The 18,425-nt window shown below is 67.7% G+C and carries 23 protein-coding genes; 10 read left to right on the top strand and 13 right to left on the bottom strand.

All coding sequences use genetic code 11. The features are described 5' to 3' along the window. Positions 1 to 104 precede the first annotated feature (104 nt). Positions 105 to 635 carry a YbhB/YbcL family Raf kinase inhibitor-like protein gene (locus OHA18_RS33285; protein ID WP_328999313.1) on the top strand — a complete coding sequence of 177 codons (531 nt, stop codon included), beginning with the start codon at positions 105 to 107 and terminating at the stop codon, positions 633 to 635. Positions 636 to 675: 40 nt separating this feature from the next. Here OHA18_RS33285 and OHA18_RS33280 read toward each other — a convergent pair whose 3' ends face one another. Continuing rightward, positions 676 to 1,131 carry a DUF7144 family membrane protein gene (locus tag OHA18_RS33280; protein ID WP_328999312.1) on the bottom strand — a complete coding sequence of 152 codons (456 nt, stop codon included), beginning with the start codon at positions 1,129 to 1,131 and terminating at the stop codon, positions 676 to 678. 229 nt (positions 1,132 to 1,360) lie between these two features. Here OHA18_RS33280 and OHA18_RS33275 point away from each other — a divergent pair, with 229 nt between their 5' ends. Continuing rightward, positions 1,361 to 1,810, top strand: coding sequence for a DUF6069 family protein (locus OHA18_RS33275; RefSeq protein WP_328999311.1), 450 nt, complete (start codon positions 1,361 to 1,363; stop codon positions 1,808 to 1,810). A 27-nt stretch (positions 1,811 to 1,837) separates the two neighbouring features. On the opposite strand, the gene OHA18_RS33270 is transcribed toward OHA18_RS33275, so the two are convergent. Both OHA18_RS33270 and OHA18_RS33265 read right to left on the bottom strand, forming a co-directional pair. Beyond that, a complete protein-coding gene (locus tag OHA18_RS33270; RefSeq protein WP_328999310.1) occupies positions 1,838 to 2,266 on the bottom strand; it encodes a hypothetical protein in 429 nt (142 codons plus the stop codon). Position 2,267: 1 nt separating this feature from the next. After that, complete coding sequence (locus tag OHA18_RS33265; RefSeq protein ID WP_328999309.1) at positions 2,268 to 2,648, bottom strand: YchJ family protein; 381 nt, start codon at positions 2,646 to 2,648, stop codon at positions 2,268 to 2,270. A 49-nt stretch (positions 2,649 to 2,697) separates the two neighbouring features. On the opposite strand from OHA18_RS33265, the gene OHA18_RS33260 reads away from it, so the two are divergent. Continuing rightward, positions 2,698 to 3,570, top strand: coding sequence for a hypothetical protein (locus tag OHA18_RS33260; protein WP_328999308.1), 873 nt, complete (start codon positions 2,698 to 2,700; stop codon positions 3,568 to 3,570). Here OHA18_RS33260 and OHA18_RS33255 read toward each other — a convergent pair. Beyond that, positions 3,559 to 4,509 carry a DNA glycosylase AlkZ-like family protein gene (locus OHA18_RS33255; RefSeq protein ID WP_328999307.1) on the bottom strand — a complete coding sequence of 317 codons (951 nt, stop codon included), beginning with the start codon at positions 4,507 to 4,509 and terminating at the stop codon, positions 3,559 to 3,561. The genes OHA18_RS33260 and OHA18_RS33255 overlap by 12 nt on opposite strands. 38 nt (positions 4,510 to 4,547) lie before the next feature. Continuing rightward, complete coding sequence (locus OHA18_RS33250; RefSeq protein ID WP_328999306.1) at positions 4,548 to 5,180, bottom strand: class I SAM-dependent methyltransferase; 633 nt, start codon at positions 5,178 to 5,180, stop codon at positions 4,548 to 4,550. Positions 5,181 to 5,240: 60 nt separating this feature from the next. On the opposite strand from OHA18_RS33250, the gene OHA18_RS33245 reads away from it, so the two are divergent. Then, positions 5,241 to 6,113, top strand: coding sequence for a GNAT family N-acetyltransferase (locus OHA18_RS33245; protein WP_328999305.1), 873 nt, complete (start codon positions 5,241 to 5,243; stop codon positions 6,111 to 6,113). Here the strand turns inward: OHA18_RS33245 and OHA18_RS33240 are convergent. Together OHA18_RS33240 and OHA18_RS33235 are read right to left on the bottom strand one after the other, a co-directional pair. Beyond that, on the bottom strand, positions 6,100 to 6,486 hold the full coding sequence (locus OHA18_RS33240) for a hypothetical protein (protein WP_328999304.1): 387 nt from the start codon (positions 6,484 to 6,486) through the stop codon (positions 6,100 to 6,102). The genes OHA18_RS33245 and OHA18_RS33240 overlap by 14 nt on opposite strands. A 69-nt stretch (positions 6,487 to 6,555) precedes the next feature. Continuing rightward, entirely contained in the window at positions 6,556 to 7,041 is a 486-nt protein-coding gene (locus tag OHA18_RS33235; RefSeq protein ID WP_328999303.1) for a winged helix-turn-helix domain-containing protein, read from the bottom strand. Between the two features lie 57 nt (positions 7,042 to 7,098). On the opposite strand from OHA18_RS33235, the gene def reads away from it, so the two are divergent. Then, a complete protein-coding gene (gene def, locus OHA18_RS33230; RefSeq protein ID WP_328999302.1) occupies positions 7,099 to 7,728 on the top strand; it encodes a peptide deformylase in 630 nt (209 codons plus the stop codon). Here the strand turns inward: def and OHA18_RS33225 are convergent. Next, a complete protein-coding gene (locus OHA18_RS33225; RefSeq protein ID WP_328999301.1) occupies positions 7,725 to 8,081 on the bottom strand; it encodes a MerR family transcriptional regulator in 357 nt (118 codons plus the stop codon). The two genes, def and OHA18_RS33225, sit on opposite strands and share 4 nt — an antisense overlap. Positions 8,082 to 8,151: 70 nt before the next feature. On the opposite strand from OHA18_RS33225, the gene OHA18_RS33220 reads away from it, so the two are divergent. After that, a complete protein-coding gene (locus OHA18_RS33220; protein ID WP_328999300.1) occupies positions 8,152 to 8,472 on the top strand; it encodes a DMT family transporter in 321 nt (106 codons plus the stop codon). 11 nt (positions 8,473 to 8,483) lie between these two features. Then, complete coding sequence (locus OHA18_RS33215; RefSeq protein ID WP_328999299.1) at positions 8,484 to 8,873, top strand: DMT family transporter; 390 nt, start codon at positions 8,484 to 8,486, stop codon at positions 8,871 to 8,873. Here OHA18_RS33215 and OHA18_RS33210 read toward each other — a convergent pair. Beyond that, positions 8,848 to 10,311, bottom strand: a complete 1,464-nt coding sequence (locus tag OHA18_RS33210; RefSeq protein WP_328999298.1) for an MGH1-like glycoside hydrolase domain-containing protein — start codon at positions 10,309 to 10,311, stop codon at positions 8,848 to 8,850. The genes OHA18_RS33215 and OHA18_RS33210 overlap by 26 nt on opposite strands. Before the next feature lie 124 nt (positions 10,312 to 10,435). Then, a complete protein-coding gene (locus tag OHA18_RS33205; protein WP_328999297.1) occupies positions 10,436 to 12,607 on the bottom strand; it encodes an alkaline phosphatase family protein in 2,172 nt (723 codons plus the stop codon). Between the two features lie 204 nt (positions 12,608 to 12,811). Between OHA18_RS33205 and OHA18_RS33200 the strand changes: the two genes are divergently transcribed. From OHA18_RS33200 to OHA18_RS33190, 3 genes are read left to right on the top strand one after another with little or no spacing between them, the layout of a single operon-like run. Further along, positions 12,812 to 13,969 carry an EfeM/EfeO family lipoprotein gene (locus tag OHA18_RS33200; RefSeq protein WP_328999296.1) on the top strand — a complete coding sequence of 386 codons (1,158 nt, stop codon included), beginning with the start codon at positions 12,812 to 12,814 and terminating at the stop codon, positions 13,967 to 13,969. Continuing rightward, positions 13,962 to 14,645 (top strand): Dyp-type peroxidase, encoded by a 684-nt coding sequence (locus OHA18_RS33195; RefSeq protein ID WP_328999295.1) that lies wholly within the window; start codon positions 13,962 to 13,964, stop codon positions 14,643 to 14,645. Before OHA18_RS33200 ends, OHA18_RS33195 begins: the two co-directional genes overlap by 8 nt. Continuing rightward, positions 14,606 to 15,148: a Dyp-type peroxidase gene (locus OHA18_RS33190; RefSeq protein ID WP_328999294.1), complete on the top strand. Its 543-nt coding sequence runs from the start codon at positions 14,606 to 14,608 to the stop codon at positions 15,146 to 15,148. Before OHA18_RS33195 ends, OHA18_RS33190 begins: the two co-directional genes overlap by 40 nt. Positions 15,149 to 15,191: 43 nt before the next feature. On the opposite strand, the gene OHA18_RS33185 is transcribed toward OHA18_RS33190, so the two are convergent. The 3 genes from OHA18_RS33185 to OHA18_RS33175 are packed head-to-tail and all read right to left on the bottom strand — an operon-like array spanning position 15,192 to position 18,323. Next, positions 15,192 to 16,076, bottom strand: a complete 885-nt coding sequence (locus OHA18_RS33185) for a carbohydrate ABC transporter permease (RefSeq protein WP_328999293.1) — start codon at positions 16,074 to 16,076, stop codon at positions 15,192 to 15,194. Position 16,077: 1 nt separating this feature from the next. After that, positions 16,078 to 17,040, bottom strand: a complete 963-nt coding sequence (locus tag OHA18_RS33180) for a carbohydrate ABC transporter permease (protein WP_328999292.1) — start codon at positions 17,038 to 17,040, stop codon at positions 16,078 to 16,080. After that, positions 17,037 to 18,323, bottom strand: a complete 1,287-nt coding sequence (locus tag OHA18_RS33175; protein ID WP_328999291.1) for an ABC transporter substrate-binding protein — start codon at positions 18,321 to 18,323, stop codon at positions 17,037 to 17,039. The genes OHA18_RS33180 and OHA18_RS33175 overlap by 4 nt, the downstream gene beginning before the upstream one ends. Positions 18,324 to 18,425: the final 102 nt, after the last annotated feature.

The raw sequence follows: 18,425 nt of genomic DNA, 5'->3' as shown, positions 1-18,425 counted from the left end.
TACCCGATCTTCGCATCCCCGATCGGGTGCCCTGGCGTGGCCCGGCGGGATCTGGACAGTAATGTCGGAATCACCACACGTCGCGAGATCCCGGAGGATCACAGATGTCGCTCGATCGTCCCGTCGCCCCGGACCCGTACGAACTGCTCCCGAAGGCCGGTGCGTTCACGGTCACCAGCACCGATGTCGCCGACGGCGAGCCGCTGTCCGACGACCACGCGTTCGCGGGCGGCAACACGTCGCCGCAGCTCAGCTGGTCCGGGTTCCCCGCGGAGACCAAGGCCTTCGTCGTCACCTGCTACGACCCGGACGCGCCGATCGTCTCCGGCTTCTGGCACTGGGTCCTGGTCAACCTCCCGGCGACCGTCACCGAGCTCCCGGCCGGCGCCGGCAGCACCGAACGCCTCGACAACGGCGCCTTCCACGTCCGCAACGACTTCGGCACCAAGAACTTCGGCGGCGCGGCCCCACCCGCAGGCGACCAGATCCACCGCTACTACTTCGTCGTCCACGCCATCGACGTAGAAGCCCTCGACGTAGACCCCGAAGCCTCCCCCGCCGTAGTCGGCTTCAACCTGGCCTTCCACACCCTCGCCCGAGCCATCCTCACCCCGACCTACCAGATCGCGGAGTGACCGGTCGTGGGGGCCGCCCGATTCCGGACGGCTTCCACGGTCAGCTGAGTGGGGGTCTGCGGCGTTCGGCGGCGGTTAGGTCGGCTGCTTCTTTGCCGGGCCAGGATGGGTCGGTTGCGTTGTCGAGCTGGTGGCGTACGTCGGACCAGCGGGCGGTGAGCGCGAACAGTACGACGGTGTCGAGCGCGATCATCAGCAACGACCAGACGGGGTAGGCGCTCAGCCAGGCGATCTGGGTGACGGCGTGCAGGCAGACCAGCACGATGGCCGTGATCCTGGCCCAGGTCTGTGCCGTGACCAGGCCGGCGCCGACGGCGATCAGGAGCACGCCGAAGATCAGGATCGTCCATCCCCAGCCGGTCACGCCCACGATGACGAGGTGGTCCCGCGTGATCACCAACCGCTCGTCGGAGAACAGCGCGATGAATCCCTCGAAGACGTTGATCAACCCCGTCATCATGAGCAGCGCGCCGGCGAACACCACGATGCCGGTCATGGCCGCCCGCCTCCTTTCGCAGCCATCCTGATATCTCCTCTCGGGCAGCCGCCACCGCCGAACGGCGACACCTGGATGTTGTCCCGGCGGCCTGTTGCGCGCCTCACCCTCTTCGGATGAGGGCGGGCGCACTGCTCCGCGGCGGTCCGGGCGGCCCGCCTACTGCGGAGGAACCAGCTCATCCAGATGGGGGGATGAAGCCGTTGCGATTGCGCAGCAGGCTCGGGGAGTGACGTCTCAACCCACGCAAGGTAGTGCGCGATCCATCGCGGTCGGACGGCTCTGGTCGGCCGGCGCGGCGACGGCCGTGGTCGCGGCGCTGATCGCGGTTGTCGGCATTCTGATCGCCCGCGGCGTGTTCGACATCCCGGTGCTCGCACCCGAGGGCGAGGGCACGTGGGGAGACGCCGACACACTGACGTATGCGCTGTACTGCGGCCTGGCGGCGCTCGTGGCGACTGGCCTGCTCCACCTGCTGCTGGTGTCCACCCCGCGCCCGTTCGAGTTTTTCGGCTGGATCATCGCGCTGGCCACAGTGGCAGCGGCGGCCGCGCCGTTCGTCGCCGGTGGCGAGACGTCGTCGAAGATCGCGACCGCGGTGATCAACCTCGCGGTGGGAGTCGCGATCGGCACCCTGCTGAGCGGAGCCGGGCGATCCGCAGCACGAGCCGGTAGATAACCGTCGGCGGAGCGCATCCACGGGTAGTCAGGCTCCAGGCGGCCGGACGGCTTCGGCCCAGCGGGTGATCTGGTGGGCCGCGCTGTCCGGAGTTGGGGGGTCGCCGGTCAATTCGCTTGAGGTCATCTTCGGCTGGAAGCGCAGATGGTCGATCTGGCCGTTGCGACGGTGGATATCGAGGTAGACACCCAGGGGCTTGTAGTCGAACTTCGCGAACGCGATCTCCGTCCGCGGAATCCGGAGACTCCCGATCAGCTCCCGGAACACCAGCTCGTCGTCGGTCAGCCGCAACTCGTACCGCATCGCCCCTCCCAGCACCACCAAGGTCATCGGGATCGATGGCCAAAGCATCGGCTCGATCACACTCGCGACCAGCGCGGCGAGCACCAGCAGGCGGAACACGATCAGCGTCACCCGATGCGGGCCCCACCTGCGGATCTCCGGCGACTCCGTCATGTCAGAGCGCCGCGACGTACACCCAACGCCCGGCCTCCCGGGCGAAGGTGCTGTTCTCGGTCTGTACGCCGGGTCTGCCGGCGGCGGTGTAGTGGGCGCGGAACTCGACCGTGCCCTCCGAGTGGAACGCACTGCCACCGGTTGTGCCCACGATCTCCAGCCCGGTCCACTCCCGGCCGGGTGGAAAGTCCATCCGCGCCGGTCGGGTCGTCAGCGACCACGTCTGCTGGAGGTACGCCGCATCGTGCATCACGAAGGCGGTGTACCGGGAGCGCATCAACTGCTCCGCGGTCGTGGCGGTTGCCTCGCCGCGGTGGAGTGGACCGCAGCAGGCGGCGTACGGCGTGTCGTGACCGCACGGGCAGGTGGAGACGACTGGCATGGACTGATTGTCGCCGATCAGTCACCTAGCCACGTGATCTACTGCCGTGATGGTGACCGAGGCAGCACGCTGGCGACGGCGGATGGTCCGGCCGGTGCTCGACTGGTACGCCGCCGTGGAGGGGGTCGACGCGGTGATGCTGGGTGGGTCGACTGCCCGCGGGGACGCGGATCGCTGGTCGGACGTCGAGGTCGGCGTGTTCTGGCGGCGGCCGCCGACGCCTGCTGAGCGGCTCGCGGTCGCAGGGGCTGCTGAGGTTCGGGTGGTGAACATCGACGGGCCGCCGTGGGACGACCATCTGTACTTGGGCGCACCGCGACCGGACGGGCTGATGGTCGAGGTCGCCCACACCTTGACGCAGACGGTCGAGAACGCCCTCGACGATCTGCTGGTAGCCGGCACACCTGATGGCCAGGTCATGCAGCTGGCGCTGGGGATCCTCGACGGCCGCGAGGTGATCGGCCCGCGCGCGGAGCTCGTCGCTCGATGGCAGGAGCGCGTGGCGACGTACCCGCGCGATCTGGCGCTCGCCGTCGTTCGGTACAACGGGAACATCGAGAAGTTCTGGCGCTGGCAGATGCTGTACGAGCGCGACAACCCGCTTCTCGTCGCCCGTGAGTTCGTGCGCATGACGGACCAGCTCCTGAACATCCTGCATGCCCTCAACGGCCGGTACTCCGGTCACGTGCTGGCCTTCAAACGCCTCGATGCGATCGAACGCGACCTCTCCTTGGCACCACCGTCCCTCGCCGCCCGCGTCCGCGCGGTCTTCACCCGGCCCGCCCCCGAGGGCGCGCAGACTCTGCACGACCTCATCGAGGAGACCTACGACCTCGTCGAACGGCACCTGCCAGAGGTCGATGTCGACGCCCTGCGGGCCACCTTCCGCAGCAACCGCAAGCCTGTTGAGTCAGCGGACTGACAACTGCGGATCGCGCACCGGCATGCTCCCGACCTCGACCTCCAAAGCGGAGTACTGGGTCGCGTTGAGCGTCTCGGACAACACGACGCTGACCCGCCCGCCCTTCCGCCCCCATGCGCCGGCGATCCGTCCGTCGACCAGCAACCCGTTCGGATGAAAGGAATCCGCGGCCGGCGTCAGCGTCCGCAGACCGGGTCCGATGAACCGGCCGTCGCGATCCCTGCCGAACAGCCGCAGGTCCGACGCGACCAGCAACCGAACCCCACGCGGCGACCGCGCCGAGAGCAAACACTCCTCATCCGCCCGAAGAATCCATCCCGCCGCACCATCGAGGTCAACCTCGAGCAACTCGTCCGCCAGCAAACCCCAGACCGCGCGAGCGTCGGCCGGCGACAACCCGGACCACCATGAGAACGCCTTGGGCGTCGTCGGTCCGAAGTAGTGCACGTGCCGTCGACACAGCTCCACCCGCGCCTCCGCGACCTCGATAGCCGGCCGCGGCACCTCACGTGCCCACAGCGACGTCGTGTCCCATCGCAGCGCGATCCGGCCACTCGCACACGCCTCGCGCAGCTCATGTCCCCGTCCCCCACGCTGCTCACGCCCATCCAATTCCTCGCACATCCGCTCCGCGAGTACGTCGATCCGTCGTACGGCGTCCGCGTCCAGTGGCAACCGCCCCAGGGTGAACACCCCGAAGTCACGCGCCGGAAGGACATACACCGCGGCCCGCGGACTGTACGTCTGGATCAGCGACGGATGCTCCCAGTCCGAAGGAACGCAGTCCCGCATCCGAGCGTGCAGTCCGAGCAGCGCGTCCCGGGGCGCGGTGTCCTGCAGACCGACGTACGCCGCCTCCTCGTGCGATCCCGCGGGCAGCCGATCCACGAGATGGTTGACGTGCAGCCGATACGCGACGGCCTGGTCCCGGGTGATCATGGCTGCGACCGTACGAGGAAAAGACGCCACCCCACGGCTTAGTTTCGCCGGACTGTCGCGAGCCAGCCTGGCGCACCGTTCTCGTGCATCCGCGTCCAGATCTTGCGCGGCTCGACGCTGACGAGCGTCCAGCCGGCGTCCGCGGTGAACGCCGTCTGCAAATCGATTTGTGTGATCGGATGCGGAACGTCCTGGGGATCCGCGTCGCTGAAGCACAGCACGTAGAGGGTCGCGCCGGGTTTGGCGACCGAGGCCAGGCTCACGGCGTACCGCGCACGCTCATCCGCATCGAAGGTGTGGAAGAGACCGCTGTCGAGAATCGTGTCGAAGCTACGACCCAGCTCGCCGAGCTCCAACGCGTCCGCGGCAACGAACTCAACCTCGAGGCCGACCGCTTTCTCCCGGGCGCGTGCCAACGCGGTCTCGGCGACATCGAACCCGAGCACCGGCTCGCCGCTCCAAGCGATGATCAGCGCGTTGTCGCCACTCCCGCAGCCCGCGTCGAGGACCGACCCGCTGAACGCGCCCTCGGCCACCAACTGCACGACCGCCGGCTGAGGTCCCCCGAACTCCCACGGCGCAGGACCATCGGCGTACGACGCATCCCACGGGCGGCCCGCCCTTCGCTCGTGACTCGTCGGCTGTCGCGCACCATACGGATCGTCGGACATCGTCGTACCCTTCGTGAGCTAGAGGTGTCTTCCTTACCCCACAGTGAAGGATTGATGCAGATGCTCGCGACCGCCCGGCTCGATCTGGTGGCGTTGGAGCTGGACCGGGATCTGGGGGCATTGCATGCGATGTTCTCGGATCCGGAGTGGGCGCGCGGCGGCTACCTGGCTCCGACGGCGTCGGAAAGCGAATCGCGGGAGCGGCTGGAGCGGGAGTTCGGCGACAACGGCGGGCGGACATGGGTACTGCGGGTCCGGCCGGATGAGACCGCTGTCGGCGTGATCGGGGTGTTCTCGGACCAGGGCAGCTCGATCCGTGGACTGAGCTGGTATCTCCGGCGCGATCGATGGGGCGCCGGGCTGATGAGCGAGGCGGCTCGTGTCGTGGTCGATCACCTGCTCGAGCAGCCGTCGATCACCGGCGTCGAGGCCTGGATCGACTCGCGGAACGTACGCTCGATCGCCGTCGCCCGGCATGCGGGCCTCGACCTCGTCGGTCGCCTGCCGCGGACCTCGGACGGCGAGATCGCGCAGTCCGTCGTGATGGGTCGCGCGGCGAAGCCGAGCGATCCGACCACGTTCGGCATCATGCCGGTGCTCGAGGTCCGCGATGTCACCGGCACCGCACGGCTGCTGTGCGACCTGCTTGGCCTCCACATCCGCTTCGAGCTCGACGACCTCGTGCATCTCGGCTTCACCGAGTGGAACGGTCAGAGCGGACTGGAGGTACGGCGTGCAGCCGGCGACATCTCGCCCGCGACGATCACGCTCGAGGTCGGCGTACTCGTCGATCCGCTGTACGACGCCGCGATCGCGGCCGGGCTGGTTGATTCGACTGCACCCGCGGACATGCCGTGGTACCGGCGTACCTTCACGTTGGCGCTGCCGGAGGGGCATCGGCTGACGGTCTCGGGGCCGGTCAGCGGTACGTGAAGACCATGAAGGCGCCGATCGCGAACGCGAGCAGGCTGAACATGCCGCCGAGTGCCGCGACCGGCTTGCCGCGGCGGTTGCCGATCAGGCCGGCGAGTGCGAGGGCGAACCCGGTGATGGCGAACGGGAAGGCGGCGTACTGCCGGTACCCGCTCATGTCCGTGGGGGCGAACGGCGCCACCACCCCCGCGAGCCCGACGACCAACGCGAGCACGCCGAGCAACGCCGAACCCTTCGCCCCCGCCGCGGACGACGCTTGGGCCTGCCAGGCGGGATCGTTCGGCGCCTGCGCATAGTCCGGCCAGAGGTGCTGCGGATACCCGGCGCCTCCTTGCTGTGGGTTGGCGTTGCGATCCGACTGGCCGTAGGTCATGAGAACTCCGAATTCCGCGGGATGCGTCTTCTGCGCTGACGCTGCCGGTTCGCAGTCGGTTCCCTCGTGCTACTGCTCTTCGCGCAATGGGAACGCGCGGATGATCACTGCGGTCGGCGTCGCCGCATCGGACCGGGGCTCCGAGCCGACGAAGTCGCGCAGTACCCGGTGGAGGCGGGCCCGCAGCTCGGCGAGCTCACCGTCGGCCAGCGTCACCACCTCGCTGAACGCGAAGTCCGCATCCTCGGACGTCTTGGCGGCCAGCCAGCTCGCGTACGCCGTGTCCTCCAGCTCGCGGTTCAGCGTCGCCTGCTCGACCCGCATCCGCCGCCACGGCTTCACCCGCCCGGCGGCGCCCGGCACCGCCTCGATCACCCCGAGCGCCTCCAGCCGCCGCAGGTGGAACGAGCACGACCCCGTACTCTCCCCAAGCTCCCGCGCCGCCACCGTCGACGTCGTCGTAGCGTCCCGGTCGATCAACTCCAGGAGCGCCTCCCGCAGCGGATGCGCACGGACGACGTCGCGCCGGTTGGGCGTACTGCGCTGCTCGGCCATACCGCATCCTAAACCGCGTCTTTGCAAAGGCTGAACTTTGCAGACTACGATCTTTGCATGCCGACGTACCTCCAGGGCCGCCCGAGCCGCCGCCTGCCCGAGCTGACCGACGAGGTACGGCGCGGCACGCCCCGGCGGATCACGGAGTACGGCGAGGAGATCCTGCACCGCCCGTGCCGACCGGTCACCGAGTTCGGGGCGGCGCGATGGGGCGGGCTGATCGACGACATGTTCACCACGATGTGGATCGCCGAAGGCTGCGGTCTCGCCGCGAACCAGGTCGACGTCGACGCCCAGCTGTTCGTCTACGACCTCACCGACGGGAACGGCGACCGCCACCTCGGTCACGCGTTCAACCCGCGGATCGAAACCTCGCCCACCCTCTTCGGCACCCAACCCGGCACCGAAGGCTGCCTCTCCGTCCCCGGCGCCAACGCCCCACTCCCCCGCCCCACCCGAGCCACCCTCCACGCCTTCGACGTCGAAGGCCGCCCGTTCACTGTCGACTCATCCGGCTACCTCGCCCGCTGCCTGATCCACGAAACCCAACACCTGGCCGGCACCGTCTACGTCGACCATCTGTCCCCCACCGCCCACACCCAAGCCCTGACCCACTCCACCCTGAACCGCCCCCAGGTCCTCACCCACCGCACCAACCGCCAGCAACTACTCACCAAGCTCAACTAACGTCCAGACGGGATCGAGACATCCTGGCGGAGGGCTTGGAGTACTTCGAGTTCGCGGTCGATCTCGCGGCGCTTGGCTTCGAGGCGTTCGACGCCTTCGGCGAGGAGCAGTTCGAGTACGCCGGTGCGCTCGGCGGACGGCGCCTCCAGGCAGGGCAGGAGCTCACCGATGGTCGCGCTGCCCAGGCCTGCTGCCAGTAGGTGCTGGATCATGACGACGCGCTCAACCATCGACGTGTCGAACTCGCGCCAGCCGCCCGCGGTCCGATCCGAGCGGATCAGTCCCTGCTCCTCGTAGTACCGCAGGGAGCGCGTACTGACGCCGGTCGCGTCCGCGAGTTCTCCGATCCGCATGGATCCAGTCTTGCACTTCACACCGGTGTGAAGTTTGACCCTGATGAGGTGACCCCCTGAAAGGAACCTCATGCACTGGCTCTACCTGTCCATCGCCGTCGTGTTCGAGATCGCCGTCGCCCTCTCCGCCGGCAAGGCCCAAGGCTTCACCCACCGCGGCTGGACCGCCGCCACCCTCGTCACCGGCGCCCTTGGCACCTACTTCCTCAGCCGCGCCCTCCTCACCTTCGACGTCGGCGTCGGGTACGCGCTCTGGACATCGCTCGCTGGAGTAGGCATCACCCTGCTCGGCGCACTCGTGTTCGGCCAGCGACTGACCTTGCGCAAGGCGATCGGCATCGCCCTGGTCATCGCCGGCGTCGCAGGCCTCCAACTCACCGGCACCGTCTGAAGGACATCGCAATGACAACAATCCAACGCTCGCAGACCGCGCAGTCTTCACGCTCCGCGTGGCTCACTCTGTTGCTCGCCGGCGGGTTCGAGGTCGGCTATGCACTCTCCGTCGGTGGCAGCCGCGGCTTCACCGTGCCGTCCTGGTCCGCCGTGGCTGTGGTCTTCTTCCTGCTCACCCTCTGGGCCCTCAGCCGTGCCCTCCGCACCATCGAGGTCAGCATCGGGTACGCCGTCTGGGCCGGCATCGGCGCCGTCGGCGCGGCCGTCCTCGGCCCGGTGTTCTTCAACGAGACCCTGTCCGCGGCGAAAGCCGGCTGGCTAGCCGTCATCATCACCGGCGTCATCTGGCTGAAGCTCGCCGACCGCCCAACAGCTACGTCTGTGCCGGGTCGAGGGTGATGTCGATCGTGTGGTGTCCGTGCAGGGAGGTCGGTACCTCGTACTCCGTGGACGACGTGCCGTCGAGGTTGAAGGAACGGATGACGTTGCCTGTACCGCGGAGGGTCACTGTCAGGACAGCGTCCCGGTAGCGTAAGCCGCTGAGTGTGACGTCACCCCAGCCCGCCGGGAGTGTCGGTGCAAAGGTGAGCTCGCGGTTGCCGAAAGTCATGCCGAACAGGCCGGTGTGAATCATGTCGATGAAGGCCGTCGCCGACCAGGTCTGGTCGGGCTGCGACTCCCAGCGGCGCTTCGGTACGCCGGTTGCGCCCTGGTAGCCGCCCTCGACGGCACCGGTGTTCCCGTCGTAGATCTCCCAGAAACCGCCGCTGCGCCTGACCAGCTCCGCGAGCAGTCCGGTCTCGGCCGCGAATCCCTCCACATCGCCGTGCTGTGCCAGACTCTTCGCCCAGAGTCCTTGCACGAGCGGCCAGACGATCGCATTGTGCCGTCCGGGTTCCGCACTGGAGTACCTGTCCCAGTGCGGAAAGGTATCTGGCATTCCCCAAGCCATCCGCTGCGCATTCGAGATCAGGGAACCGGCTTGCGCGGCGTCGGCGATCCCGAAGATCAGGGTGAACGCCAGCCCCGCACCTTCCTGGTACACGCCCGGCCGACCGTCGGCCGTGAGCTCGTAGTTGTAGCTTCCGGTTCGCGGGTTCCAGAAGTGCTGGTTGATCGCCTGCTTGATCGCCTCCGCCTTGGCTCGATGGCCATCGGCCGGCCGGCCGAGCGCGTCCGCCATCTCGGCCACGCGCGTGTAGGCCGCGGAGTACAGCGCGTTGGTGCTCAGGTACATGGCCGAGACGACATCCGGGTACGACGTGCTCTCGCTCCCCCGCGACTCCTCCCGGTCCGCCGTCGGCGCCGGGAATCCGGAGATGCCGTCGTTGAAGAACGAGGGACCCGTGAAGAGGCCGTACCGGGCGTCGGGGCCGAAGACCGCGGCCTGCTCGCGGACGGCGAGAGTATTCGTCACGACGTCGTACGCACGCTGCAGGAAGTCTCGGTCACCGGTCACCAGATAGTGATGCCAAGCGCCGACAGTCCAGATGACCTGATCCCACTGCTGACTGTCCTGCTGCACCATGAGCTTGCCGGCGGCATCCTTTTGGACCACCGCCCACAGCGTGTTCGCGGCGAGCGCCGGCGCCAGCAGGCTCGTCGCGTTCCAGCTGTTGATCGTCGCATCCCGGGTCCACGGCTGCTCGTAGCCACCTCCGGCCCGAACCATCCCGACCGCCGGATCCATCAAACCGCTCCTGGCATGCACCTCACCGAACGGAACCGTGTTGGTCGCCAGCAGATTCTCGAGCGCCGCCCCGTAGATCGCCCCGTACAGCCCCTGACTCGCCCCATCCGCGAACCGCAACACCGGCCGGGAGCCTGTCGTCGTCATACCCCCATTCCATCAGCCGCGCGGACGAGCAGCTGCAGCGCGGCCCCCGCCGACGACACGATGTGCCCGCGATCCGGTCAGAACGCGGGCACATCGCGACCAGCTCAGCACAGTCCGCGAAGGATCACTTCTGCGCTGCGCGACCGGCGTACCGCTGCTGGAAGTCCGCAGACTCCTTCGCGGTGACGATCACGTCGTAGTAGCCGTCCTCGGTCGGCCAGCTGATGACGCTGCGCTTGCCGGCGGGCACCACGATCGTCGTCTTCTTCCCGGCGAAGTCGTTCGCGGTCAGCGTGTACGTCACTGACCGGCGGCCGACGGCGGACAGGGTGAGCTCGACAGTTGCGTTCGACCGCCCGTGCCCCTTGACCAGCCGGACGTCGACCCGCGGCTGGGCCGAGGTCCGGTCGTCGGCCGGGACGACGGTGCCGGCGAAGGACCGGATGAAGTGGTCGGGCCCGTAGAAGGTGAACGCGTAGCTGCCGTTCGTCGCCTTGGTGTCCCAGGTGTACGAGTTCGGCCGGTGGTTGCTCGCCGTCAGGGGCAGCGCGTCCTGGCCGATGCCGAGCGGCTCGGCGCCGACGAGGGCAGGCACATACTTGTCGGCCAGCCCGACCAGGCTGACCGCCTTGCCGTTGGGTCCGCCTTCGACGGTGAAGGTCGCGGTCACGGCCCCGGTCGCGGGGTTCTCGACGAGGACGCCGTTGGGCTGGAACGACAGCGGGCTCCGCTTCGCGTGGCCGGTGATCAGCTGGGTCGGCATGACCTGCGCACCGACGGCCGGCTGGGGTACGGCAGGCAGGCCGGCGTCCACAACGACGGACTTGAGCAGATCAGCCGGCTTCGGCAGTTTCGGGAACGACGTGTCGAAGTTGCCGAAGTCGATCGCCGAGAGCAGGTTGCCGGAGACCCCGCGCCGCCAGTCGTTGATGTTGGTGCAGATGGCCGGCCGGCCGAGGCTCTTGGTCCAGTCCTCGATCAGCTGGATCGTCGAGGTGTGGTCGAAGACCTCGGAGTTGACGAAGCCGCCACGGGTCCACGGCGAGACCAGCACGAACGGCACCCGGCCGCCCATGCCGGGCTTGATTCCGGGCGCGCGCTCGCCGGCCGTACCGGCCTCCGGGATCGGCGGTACGACGTGGTCGAAGAAGCCGCCTTCACCGATGCGGTTCGCGTGGTCGGGCTCGTCGTAGTTCAGGATGATCAGCGTCGACTCCCACAGCTCGGGGTTGTCGTGCACCGCCTGGATCACCCGGTCGGTGTAGACCGCGCCGTTGTTCGGGGCGTACGTCGGGTGCTCGGTCCACGCGGCCGGCGCGACGATCCACGACACCTCGGGGATGTCCCCCGACGCACAGTCGGCGATGAAGTCCCGCAGCACGTAGTCGACGTTGGAGGTGTCGTTCTTGATACCGGCGGGCTGCGTGGTGTGGGCGTACACCACGTTGCCGCGGGCAAGCAGGCCCTTACGGGGCAGGGTGTTCTCCGGGTTCGCGTTCGCCGGGTCGAACGCCGCGAACGAGCGGACGGTGTTGTCGGTGTAGTCGCCGAGGAAGTCGTCGTCGGTGTCGTTGTTGACGTAGATCTGCCAGCTCACGCCGGCTTCCTGCAGCGTTTCCGGGTACGTCTTGAACTTGTAGGCGTAGCCGTAGTCGCCGTTGTTGTTGACGACCGGACCGCCCTGGGTGCCGGCCGCGTCGTTGGTACCGGCCCACATCATGATGCGGTTCGGGCTGGTGCTGGTGTCCAGCGAGCAGAAGTAGTGGTCGCCGATGGTGTACGCCTTGGCGATCGCGTGGTGCCACGGCACGTCGGCTTCCATGAAGTACCGGTTGCGCGCGCTGGTGTTCTGTGCGTTGTACCTCAGGCTGTCCGCGTGGTACGGCAGCAGGTAGCCCTCCGCGCGGCTGTTCGGGTCGTAGTAGATCGTCTGGCCGTTCTGCCAGGTCAGCACCTGCTTGTCGCCGAAGCCGCGCGCGCCGGCCAGGTCAAGGGTGCCGAAGTAGTGGTCGAACGACCGGTTCTCCTGCATCAGGATCACGACGTGCTTCAGGTCCTTGATCGTGCCGGTACGACGCGTGTGCTGCGCCGTCGTCGAGCCGGTCGTGCCGACGGCGGTCGCGGCCGACCCAGTCGCAGCGGCGGCCGGTGCGGCCTCGGCCGGGGACGTCAGCCCTCCGGCGGCGGCAACGGCGCCTGCGGCACCTGCGGCCTGCATCAGCCGGCGCCGGCTGATCCGGTTGCGCTCCGTGGCCGCCGTGCTGCCGTCCGCGGATGCCGAATCGTTGTCAGACATAGGTTTGCTACCTAATCTCTCGTGGCGGGGATTCCCCCAAAGTCAACTGCCAAAGGTCCGGACCTCGCGAGCATCGCGTCATGAACATTCCCTGAAGACTCAGGGAGTCCGTGATCTGAACCTGCGCGGCCGGTCACCCGCTGTTCACCGGTGCGTTGGCGGCACCATCGAAGGTGTTCACAATCGCCGCCCAGCGTGGGCCCGGTGAGCAGTAGCACGGCCTCGGCGGCCGCACCACCACTGCCGTCGGGCCGGCCGCAGCCGATAGAGCTGGTCGTCGGCTCGCCGTACGGCATCGACGACTGGCCCGGCGGACCGGCCGGTCGCTACGACTTCGTGTTCGTCAACAACGAGGGCGCCGGCGCGGAGGTCTACCTGGAGGATCCGGCGACCGAGCGGATCTATCTCGAGGTCGAGCACTTCGGCCGCGGCGTCAGCCGTGCCGTCACGGCATCGGTGCCGCCCGGGACGTACCGCTGGGTCTGCATCACCGACTACACGATCAAGTACAGCAGGCCGGTCGTCATCACCGGTGACCCGCTGCCGTACGACGTGCACGGGATCATCCCCGTGACCGGCCTCGACCTGCGGATCCCCATCAACGACTACGTCAGCTGGATCACCGGACAGCTGCCCGCGCTCACCCACCAGGTCGAACAGTTGCGAGGCGCCCTGCAAGCCGGCGACGCGGCGGCCGCCCGACGCGCCTGGCTGATCGCCCACCTCACCTACGAGACGCTGGGCGGCGCCTACCGCGCGTACGACGAAACCGGTGACGCCATCAACGCCGACCCGCCGCGCGGCATCGCCCCGGACCGCCTCGCCGACGCGGACTTCGCGGGCTTCCGCAAGATCGAGGCGATGCTGTGGCACGACCGGCCGATGGCGACGATCGCGCCGTACGTCGACGCGCTGCTCGAGGCGGTCGGGCAACTCGCCGGCGAGCTCGCGCTGCCGAACGCGATCACGCCGATCGACATGGGCCGCCGGGCGCACGAGATCCTCGAGGACGCACTGCAGTGGGACCTGAACGGGATCGGCGACGCCGGCAGTCAGACCGAACTGGCGACCGTGGACGCGAACATCACCGGGGTCTGGCAGGCGCTGGACCCGCTGCGACCTCTCCTGCGCAAGCAGAACCCGTACCTGCAGCAGACCGACGAGCAGCTCCAGCTCACCCAACAGCTCATCCGCAGCCATCACCACGAGGACGGCTGGGTCGGGCTGGCGGCGCTGTCCGCCCGGCACCGGGCCGCGGTCAACGCGGCCGTGCAGCACAGCGTCGAACTGCTCTCCCATACCGCGGCCGTCGTCGACCCGCGCAACGCCACCCGCGACCGAGGCCCGATCACCCATGACTGACCACGACATTGCGGTACCGGACATCGCCGTACCCTCCGGGCGACCGTTCGAAGGCACCCACCAGGCGGGCATCCTCGAGCCAGCGCAGCAGGCGGCGATCGTCGTCGCGTTCCTCGTGACCGCGGCCGACCGGCCGGCGCTGCGGCGGACGTTCCAGACGCTGACGGCGACCATCCGGTACCTGGTCGCCGGTGGTGACGCGCCGGCCGGACGCGGCAGCGACGACGGTCTCGTCTCGACGCCGTACGAGAACGGCATGCTCGGCCCGGGCACGGTGCCCGACGGTCTCACCGTCACGGTCAGCGTCGGTGCAAGCCTGTTCGACGACAGGTTCGGCCTCGCCGACGTCAAACCAGCCCGGCTGCGCGCGATGGACGAGTTCCCGAACGACGCGCTCGACCCCGACCGCTGCGACGGTGACCTGCTGCTGCAGATCTGCGCCGATCACCGTGACACCGTGCTGCATGCGCTGCGCATCCTGATGCGCGCGACCCGCGCCGACCTGCAGGTGCTGTGGCAGCTGGAAGGATTCACCAGCCCGCCGCGGCCGGGCGGGACGCCTCGCAACCTGTTCGGTTTCAAGGACGTACGGCGAACCAGGAGTTCCTCGACCGTCCCGATCTACTCGATCAGCTGGTGTGGACCAAGGGCGGCGGCGACGAACCGGACTGGGTGACCGGCGGTTCGTACCACGTGGTCCGGCTGATCCGGATGTTCGTGGAGTTCTGGGACCGGATCTCGATCAACGAGCAGCAACGGATCTTCGGCCGCGACCGCGGCACCGGCGCACCGCTGTCCGGCCGCCCGGGCGAACGAGTGGCCGGCCTGGAGGAGTTCCAGCTCCCCAGCTACTACCGGGACGCGCACGGCAACACCGTGCCGCTGACAGCCCACACCCGCCTCGCCAACCCCCACGACGGGACCTCCGACGACCGGCGGATGCTGCGCCGCGGCTTCAACTACAGCGCCGGAATCGAGCCCAACGGCCAGCTCGACCTGGGGATGATCTTCATCTGCTTCAACGCCGACCTCGACCGGCAGTTCGTCGCCGTCCAGACCCTCCTCATCGACGAACCCCTCGTCGACTACATCTCCCCCTTCGGCGGCGGCTACTTCTTCGCCCTACCCGGCGTACCGGACGCCGACGACTGGCTAGGCCGCACCCTGCTCGAGGCGTGATGCGGCGGGGAGCCTGGTGGACTCCCCGCCGACCTGGGAGGGGTCAGTCCTTGATGCCGGACTGGGTTACGCCTTGGATCAGGTAGCGCTGGAGGAAGGCGAAGATCAGGACGAGCGGGAGGATCGAGACCGCTACCGCCATGAAGAGTTCGTGGATGTTGATGGTCTGGGCGGTGATGAACGTCGACATCGCCACCTGGATGGTCCACGACGACGAGTCCTGGCCGATCACCAGCGGCCACAGGAACGAGTTCCAGTTGCCGATGAACGTGATCGCTGCCAGCGCCGCGAAGAACGGCAGGGAGTTCGGTACGACGATCCGCCAGAACACCCCGAAGTACCCGGCCCCGTCCACCCGCGCCGCCTCCTCCAACTCCTTCGGAAAGCCGAGGAAGTACTGCCGGAACAGGAACGCCGCGAAACCGCTGAACAACGTCGGGATGATCAGGCCGCGCAGCGACGAGACCCACCCGAGCGACGACACCACGATGAACGACGGAATGAACGTGACCGCACCCGGGATCATCAGCGTCGCCACGATCGCGTAGAAGATCTTGTCCGCGTGCCGGTAAGGAATCCGCGCCAGCCCGTACCCAGCCATCGATGCCAGCAGCAACTGCCCGGCAGTACCCAGAACACCCACGACCGCAGAGTTGTAGAGCGCCCGCGCCATCGGCACCTGGGTGTCGGCGAACAGTTCCTTGATGTTGCCCCACTGCAGATGCGACGGGAACAACGTCCACGAAGGCGCCGTGATGTCTGCTTCCGTCGACAATGCGTTGCGCAGGATCAGGTAGAACGGCAGCAGGAACAGCACGACCGCGATGAACAGCGCGATCCAGCGCAGCACCATGCCGACCCGGCCCCACGCGCTGCGGCTGAACCCGATCGGCTGCGGCGTTCCCGTCGTACGCTCCGAGACAGCCATCTCAATCACCCGCCTTTCCGAAGCCGAAGATCCGGCTCTGCAGCAGCGTCACGATCATGATGATGACCGCCAGGATCAGTGCGCCGGCCGAGCCATGCCCGAGGTCCTGGATCGAGCCGAGCGAGATGCCGTACAGGTAGACCAGCGGCGGCCGGGCGTAGTTCACGTTCCCGATCAGGTTGTAGAACTCGTCGAACGCCTGGTACGCCGCGATCAGGTTCAGGATCAGGACCGCCACCGACGTCGCCCGCAACTGCGGCAACGTGATGTACCGGAACACCTGCCACCCGGGTTTCGCCCCGTCGACGTACGCCGCCTCGTACAACGTCGGCGAGATCCGCTGCAACCCGGCGATGAACAGGATCATGTAGAAACCGAGCTGCAACCACAGCCGCACCGTCACGATCGGCAGCCAGTACCACGGCGGACTGACCGTCGACAGCCAAGCGATCCCGTCCACACCGAACCAGCCGAGCACGGTGTTCGCCAGCCCGAACCGGACGCCGTTGAAGATCGACAGCCGCCAGATCAACGACGCCACGACGTACGAGCAGGCGGTCGGCAGGAAGAACACCGACCGGAAGAACGCCCGCGCGATCTTCACCTGGTTGACCAGCAACGCCAGGACCAGCGAGAGCACGAACGTCAGCGGCACGATGAACACCGCGAAGATCGTGAACGTGCCCAGGCTGGACAGGAAGTTGTGGTCGGTGAGCATGTCGACGTAGTTCTGCAGCCCGACGAACTTCGACGGCGTCGCCGTGTTGTAGGCCTCGAAGAAACTGAGGACCAGGCTCCAGATGATCGGCAGGTACGAGAAGATCAGCAGGCCGAGGACGAACGGCCCGACGAACACCCAGAACCACAGCGCGTTGCCCGCTATCCCCTTCTGCCGGCGGGATCCCCGCCGCGCACCAGACGCGGCGGGTTCCGCCGGAGCGGAGGTTTCGACCGGAGCGCTCATCCGAACAACCGGGACAGTTCGGTGTTGACGGTCTTCTCGGCTTTGGCGATCTCGCCGGCGGGGTCTGCTCCCTTCTTGATGACGTTGGTGAGCAGATCGGTGAACGCCGTACCCATCTTCGGAGTCCAGGCCGGGTTGTCGGTGTGGCCGTAGTCGCCGGTCAGCTTGACGGTCTCGGCGGCGACACCGCTCTGCAGCTTGGCGGCCTTGGCAGCCAGGCTCTTGCGCGGCGGGATGTGGAAGCCGTAGTTGAGGCACCAGTCTTCCTGGTCGTCCTCCTGGTCGATCCACAGCCACTTGACGAACTTCTTCGCGGCGTCGACGTTCGGGCTCTTGGCCGAGACGAACTGGGTCCAGCCACCGGAGTACACGGCCGGCTTCCCCTGCGCGTCCAGCGCGGGGAACGCGAACACGCCGAGATCGTCACCGAGCGCCTTCTGCATCCCCGGCACCGCCCACATGCCGATCCACTGCATGGCCACCAGGCCCTGGTTGATCGCACTCGGGTCGGTCCAGTCGGTCGGCGAACCGAGCAGGATGCTCTTGCTGGCGTAGAGCTCGTGCAGCTTGCCGAACGCCTTCGCGGCGCGCTCGTCGGTGAAGCCCGGCTTGTGGTCGTCGGTCAGGTAGTTGCCGCCGGACGACCACAGCGCCGGTCCGCCGAGCGCGTTGCCGCCGTCGTTGCCGACGAAGATGCCCTTCACCTTGTTCGTGGTGAGTTCCTTGGCCGCGGAGATCAGGTCGTCGATCGTCTCCGGCGGTTTGATCCCGGCCTTGTCCAGCAGGGACTTGCGGTAGTAGATGACCTGCGGGTCGACGATCATCCGGATGCCGTAGATCTTGCCGTCCACGGTGTTCGTGGCCAGGTCGCCCGGCTGGAAGTCGTCCTTCACGTCGGCCATGATGTCGTCGAGCGCGACGACCTGGTTGCTCTTCACCATGCCGATGTTCAGTTGGCTCTCGAACACGTCCGGGCCCTTGTTGGACAACAGACCTGAGGAAAGCTTGGTGCCGTAGTCACCCGGGGTCCATTGCACGCTGACGTTCGCGTCGGTGTAGGCCTTGGCGTACTTCGTCGCCGCCTGCTGCGTGCCGGTTTCGCCGTACTGGTGGTACCACTGCGACAGGTTCACCTTCTCCCCGCCGCCACCTCCGCCCCCTGAGGACGGTCGGCCGGTATTGCCGCCGCAGGCCGCGGTGAACGCGGCGAGTGCGGCCAGTCCACCGGTCCGCTTGAGCAGATCCCGCCGGGACAGTCCGGCGTTCGGAACATGAGCAGGCATGAATTCCACCTTCCCGAGAGGGAACGTCGCAGGGGTACGACGCACGGTTCCGAGTTACTTAACAGAGTTAAGCATCTCCGATTTTGGCACACGGTACTACAG

This window comes from Kribbella sp. NBC_00709 (assembly GCF_036226565.1).
GTDB lineage: Bacteria > Actinomycetota > Actinomycetes > Propionibacteriales > Kribbellaceae > Kribbella.
Note: the sequence above shows the minus strand (reverse complement) of the source record. Positions and strands in the feature narration are given on the sequence as shown.

What these genes read in the sequence shown, in the direction of transcription:
- OHA18_RS33220 (WP_328999300.1), top strand. Translation starts at nt 8,152, where the DNA reads ATGCACTGGCTCTACCTGTCCATCGCCGTCGTGTTCGAGATCGCCGTC.
- OHA18_RS33270 (WP_328999310.1), bottom strand. Translation starts at nt 2,266, where the DNA reads ATGACGGAGTCGCCGGAGATCCGCAGGTGGGGCCCGCATCGGGTGACG.
- OHA18_RS33185 (WP_328999293.1), bottom strand. Translation starts at nt 16,076, where the DNA reads ATGGCTGTCTCGGAGCGTACGACGGGAACGCCGCAGCCGATCGGGTTC.
- def (WP_328999302.1), top strand. Translation starts at nt 7,099, where the DNA reads ATGCCGACGTACCTCCAGGGCCGCCCGAGCCGCCGCCTGCCCGAGCTG.
- OHA18_RS33255 (WP_328999307.1), bottom strand. Translation starts at nt 4,509, where the DNA reads ATGATCACCCGGGACCAGGCCGTCGCGTATCGGCTGCACGTCAACCAT.
- OHA18_RS33210 (WP_328999298.1), bottom strand. Translation starts at nt 10,311, where the DNA reads ATGACGACGACAGGCTCCCGGCCGGTGTTGCGGTTCGCGGATGGGGCG.
- OHA18_RS33265 (WP_328999309.1), bottom strand. Translation starts at nt 2,648, where the DNA reads ATGCCAGTCGTCTCCACCTGCCCGTGCGGTCACGACACGCCGTACGCC.
- OHA18_RS33205 (WP_328999297.1), bottom strand. Translation starts at nt 12,607, where the DNA reads ATGTCTGACAACGATTCGGCATCCGCGGACGGCAGCACGGCGGCCACG.
- OHA18_RS33240 (WP_328999304.1), bottom strand. Translation starts at nt 6,486, where the DNA reads ATGACCTACGGCCAGTCGGATCGCAACGCCAACCCACAGCAAGGAGGC.
- OHA18_RS33225 (WP_328999301.1), bottom strand. Translation starts at nt 8,081, where the DNA reads ATGCGGATCGGAGAACTCGCGGACGCGACCGGCGTCAGTACGCGCTCC.
- OHA18_RS33285 (WP_328999313.1), top strand. Translation starts at nt 105, where the DNA reads ATGTCGCTCGATCGTCCCGTCGCCCCGGACCCGTACGAACTGCTCCCG.
- OHA18_RS33180 (WP_328999292.1), bottom strand. Translation starts at nt 17,040, where the DNA reads ATGAGCGCTCCGGTCGAAACCTCCGCTCCGGCGGAACCCGCCGCGTCT.
- OHA18_RS33260 (WP_328999308.1), top strand. Translation starts at nt 2,698, where the DNA reads ATGGTGACCGAGGCAGCACGCTGGCGACGGCGGATGGTCCGGCCGGTG.
- OHA18_RS33235 (WP_328999303.1), bottom strand. Translation starts at nt 7,041, where the DNA reads ATGGCCGAGCAGCGCAGTACGCCCAACCGGCGCGACGTCGTCCGTGCG.
- OHA18_RS33280 (WP_328999312.1), bottom strand. Translation starts at nt 1,131, where the DNA reads ATGACCGGCATCGTGGTGTTCGCCGGCGCGCTGCTCATGATGACGGGG.
- OHA18_RS33245 (WP_328999305.1), top strand. Translation starts at nt 5,241, where the DNA reads ATGCTCGCGACCGCCCGGCTCGATCTGGTGGCGTTGGAGCTGGACCGG.
- OHA18_RS33215 (WP_328999299.1), top strand. Translation starts at nt 8,484, where the DNA reads ATGACAACAATCCAACGCTCGCAGACCGCGCAGTCTTCACGCTCCGCG.
- OHA18_RS33195 (WP_328999295.1), top strand. Translation starts at nt 13,962, where the DNA reads ATGACTGACCACGACATTGCGGTACCGGACATCGCCGTACCCTCCGGG.
- OHA18_RS33175 (WP_328999291.1), bottom strand. Translation starts at nt 18,323, where the DNA reads ATGCCTGCTCATGTTCCGAACGCCGGACTGTCCCGGCGGGATCTGCTC.
- OHA18_RS33250 (WP_328999306.1), bottom strand. Translation starts at nt 5,180, where the DNA reads ATGTCCGACGATCCGTATGGTGCGCGACAGCCGACGAGTCACGAGCGA.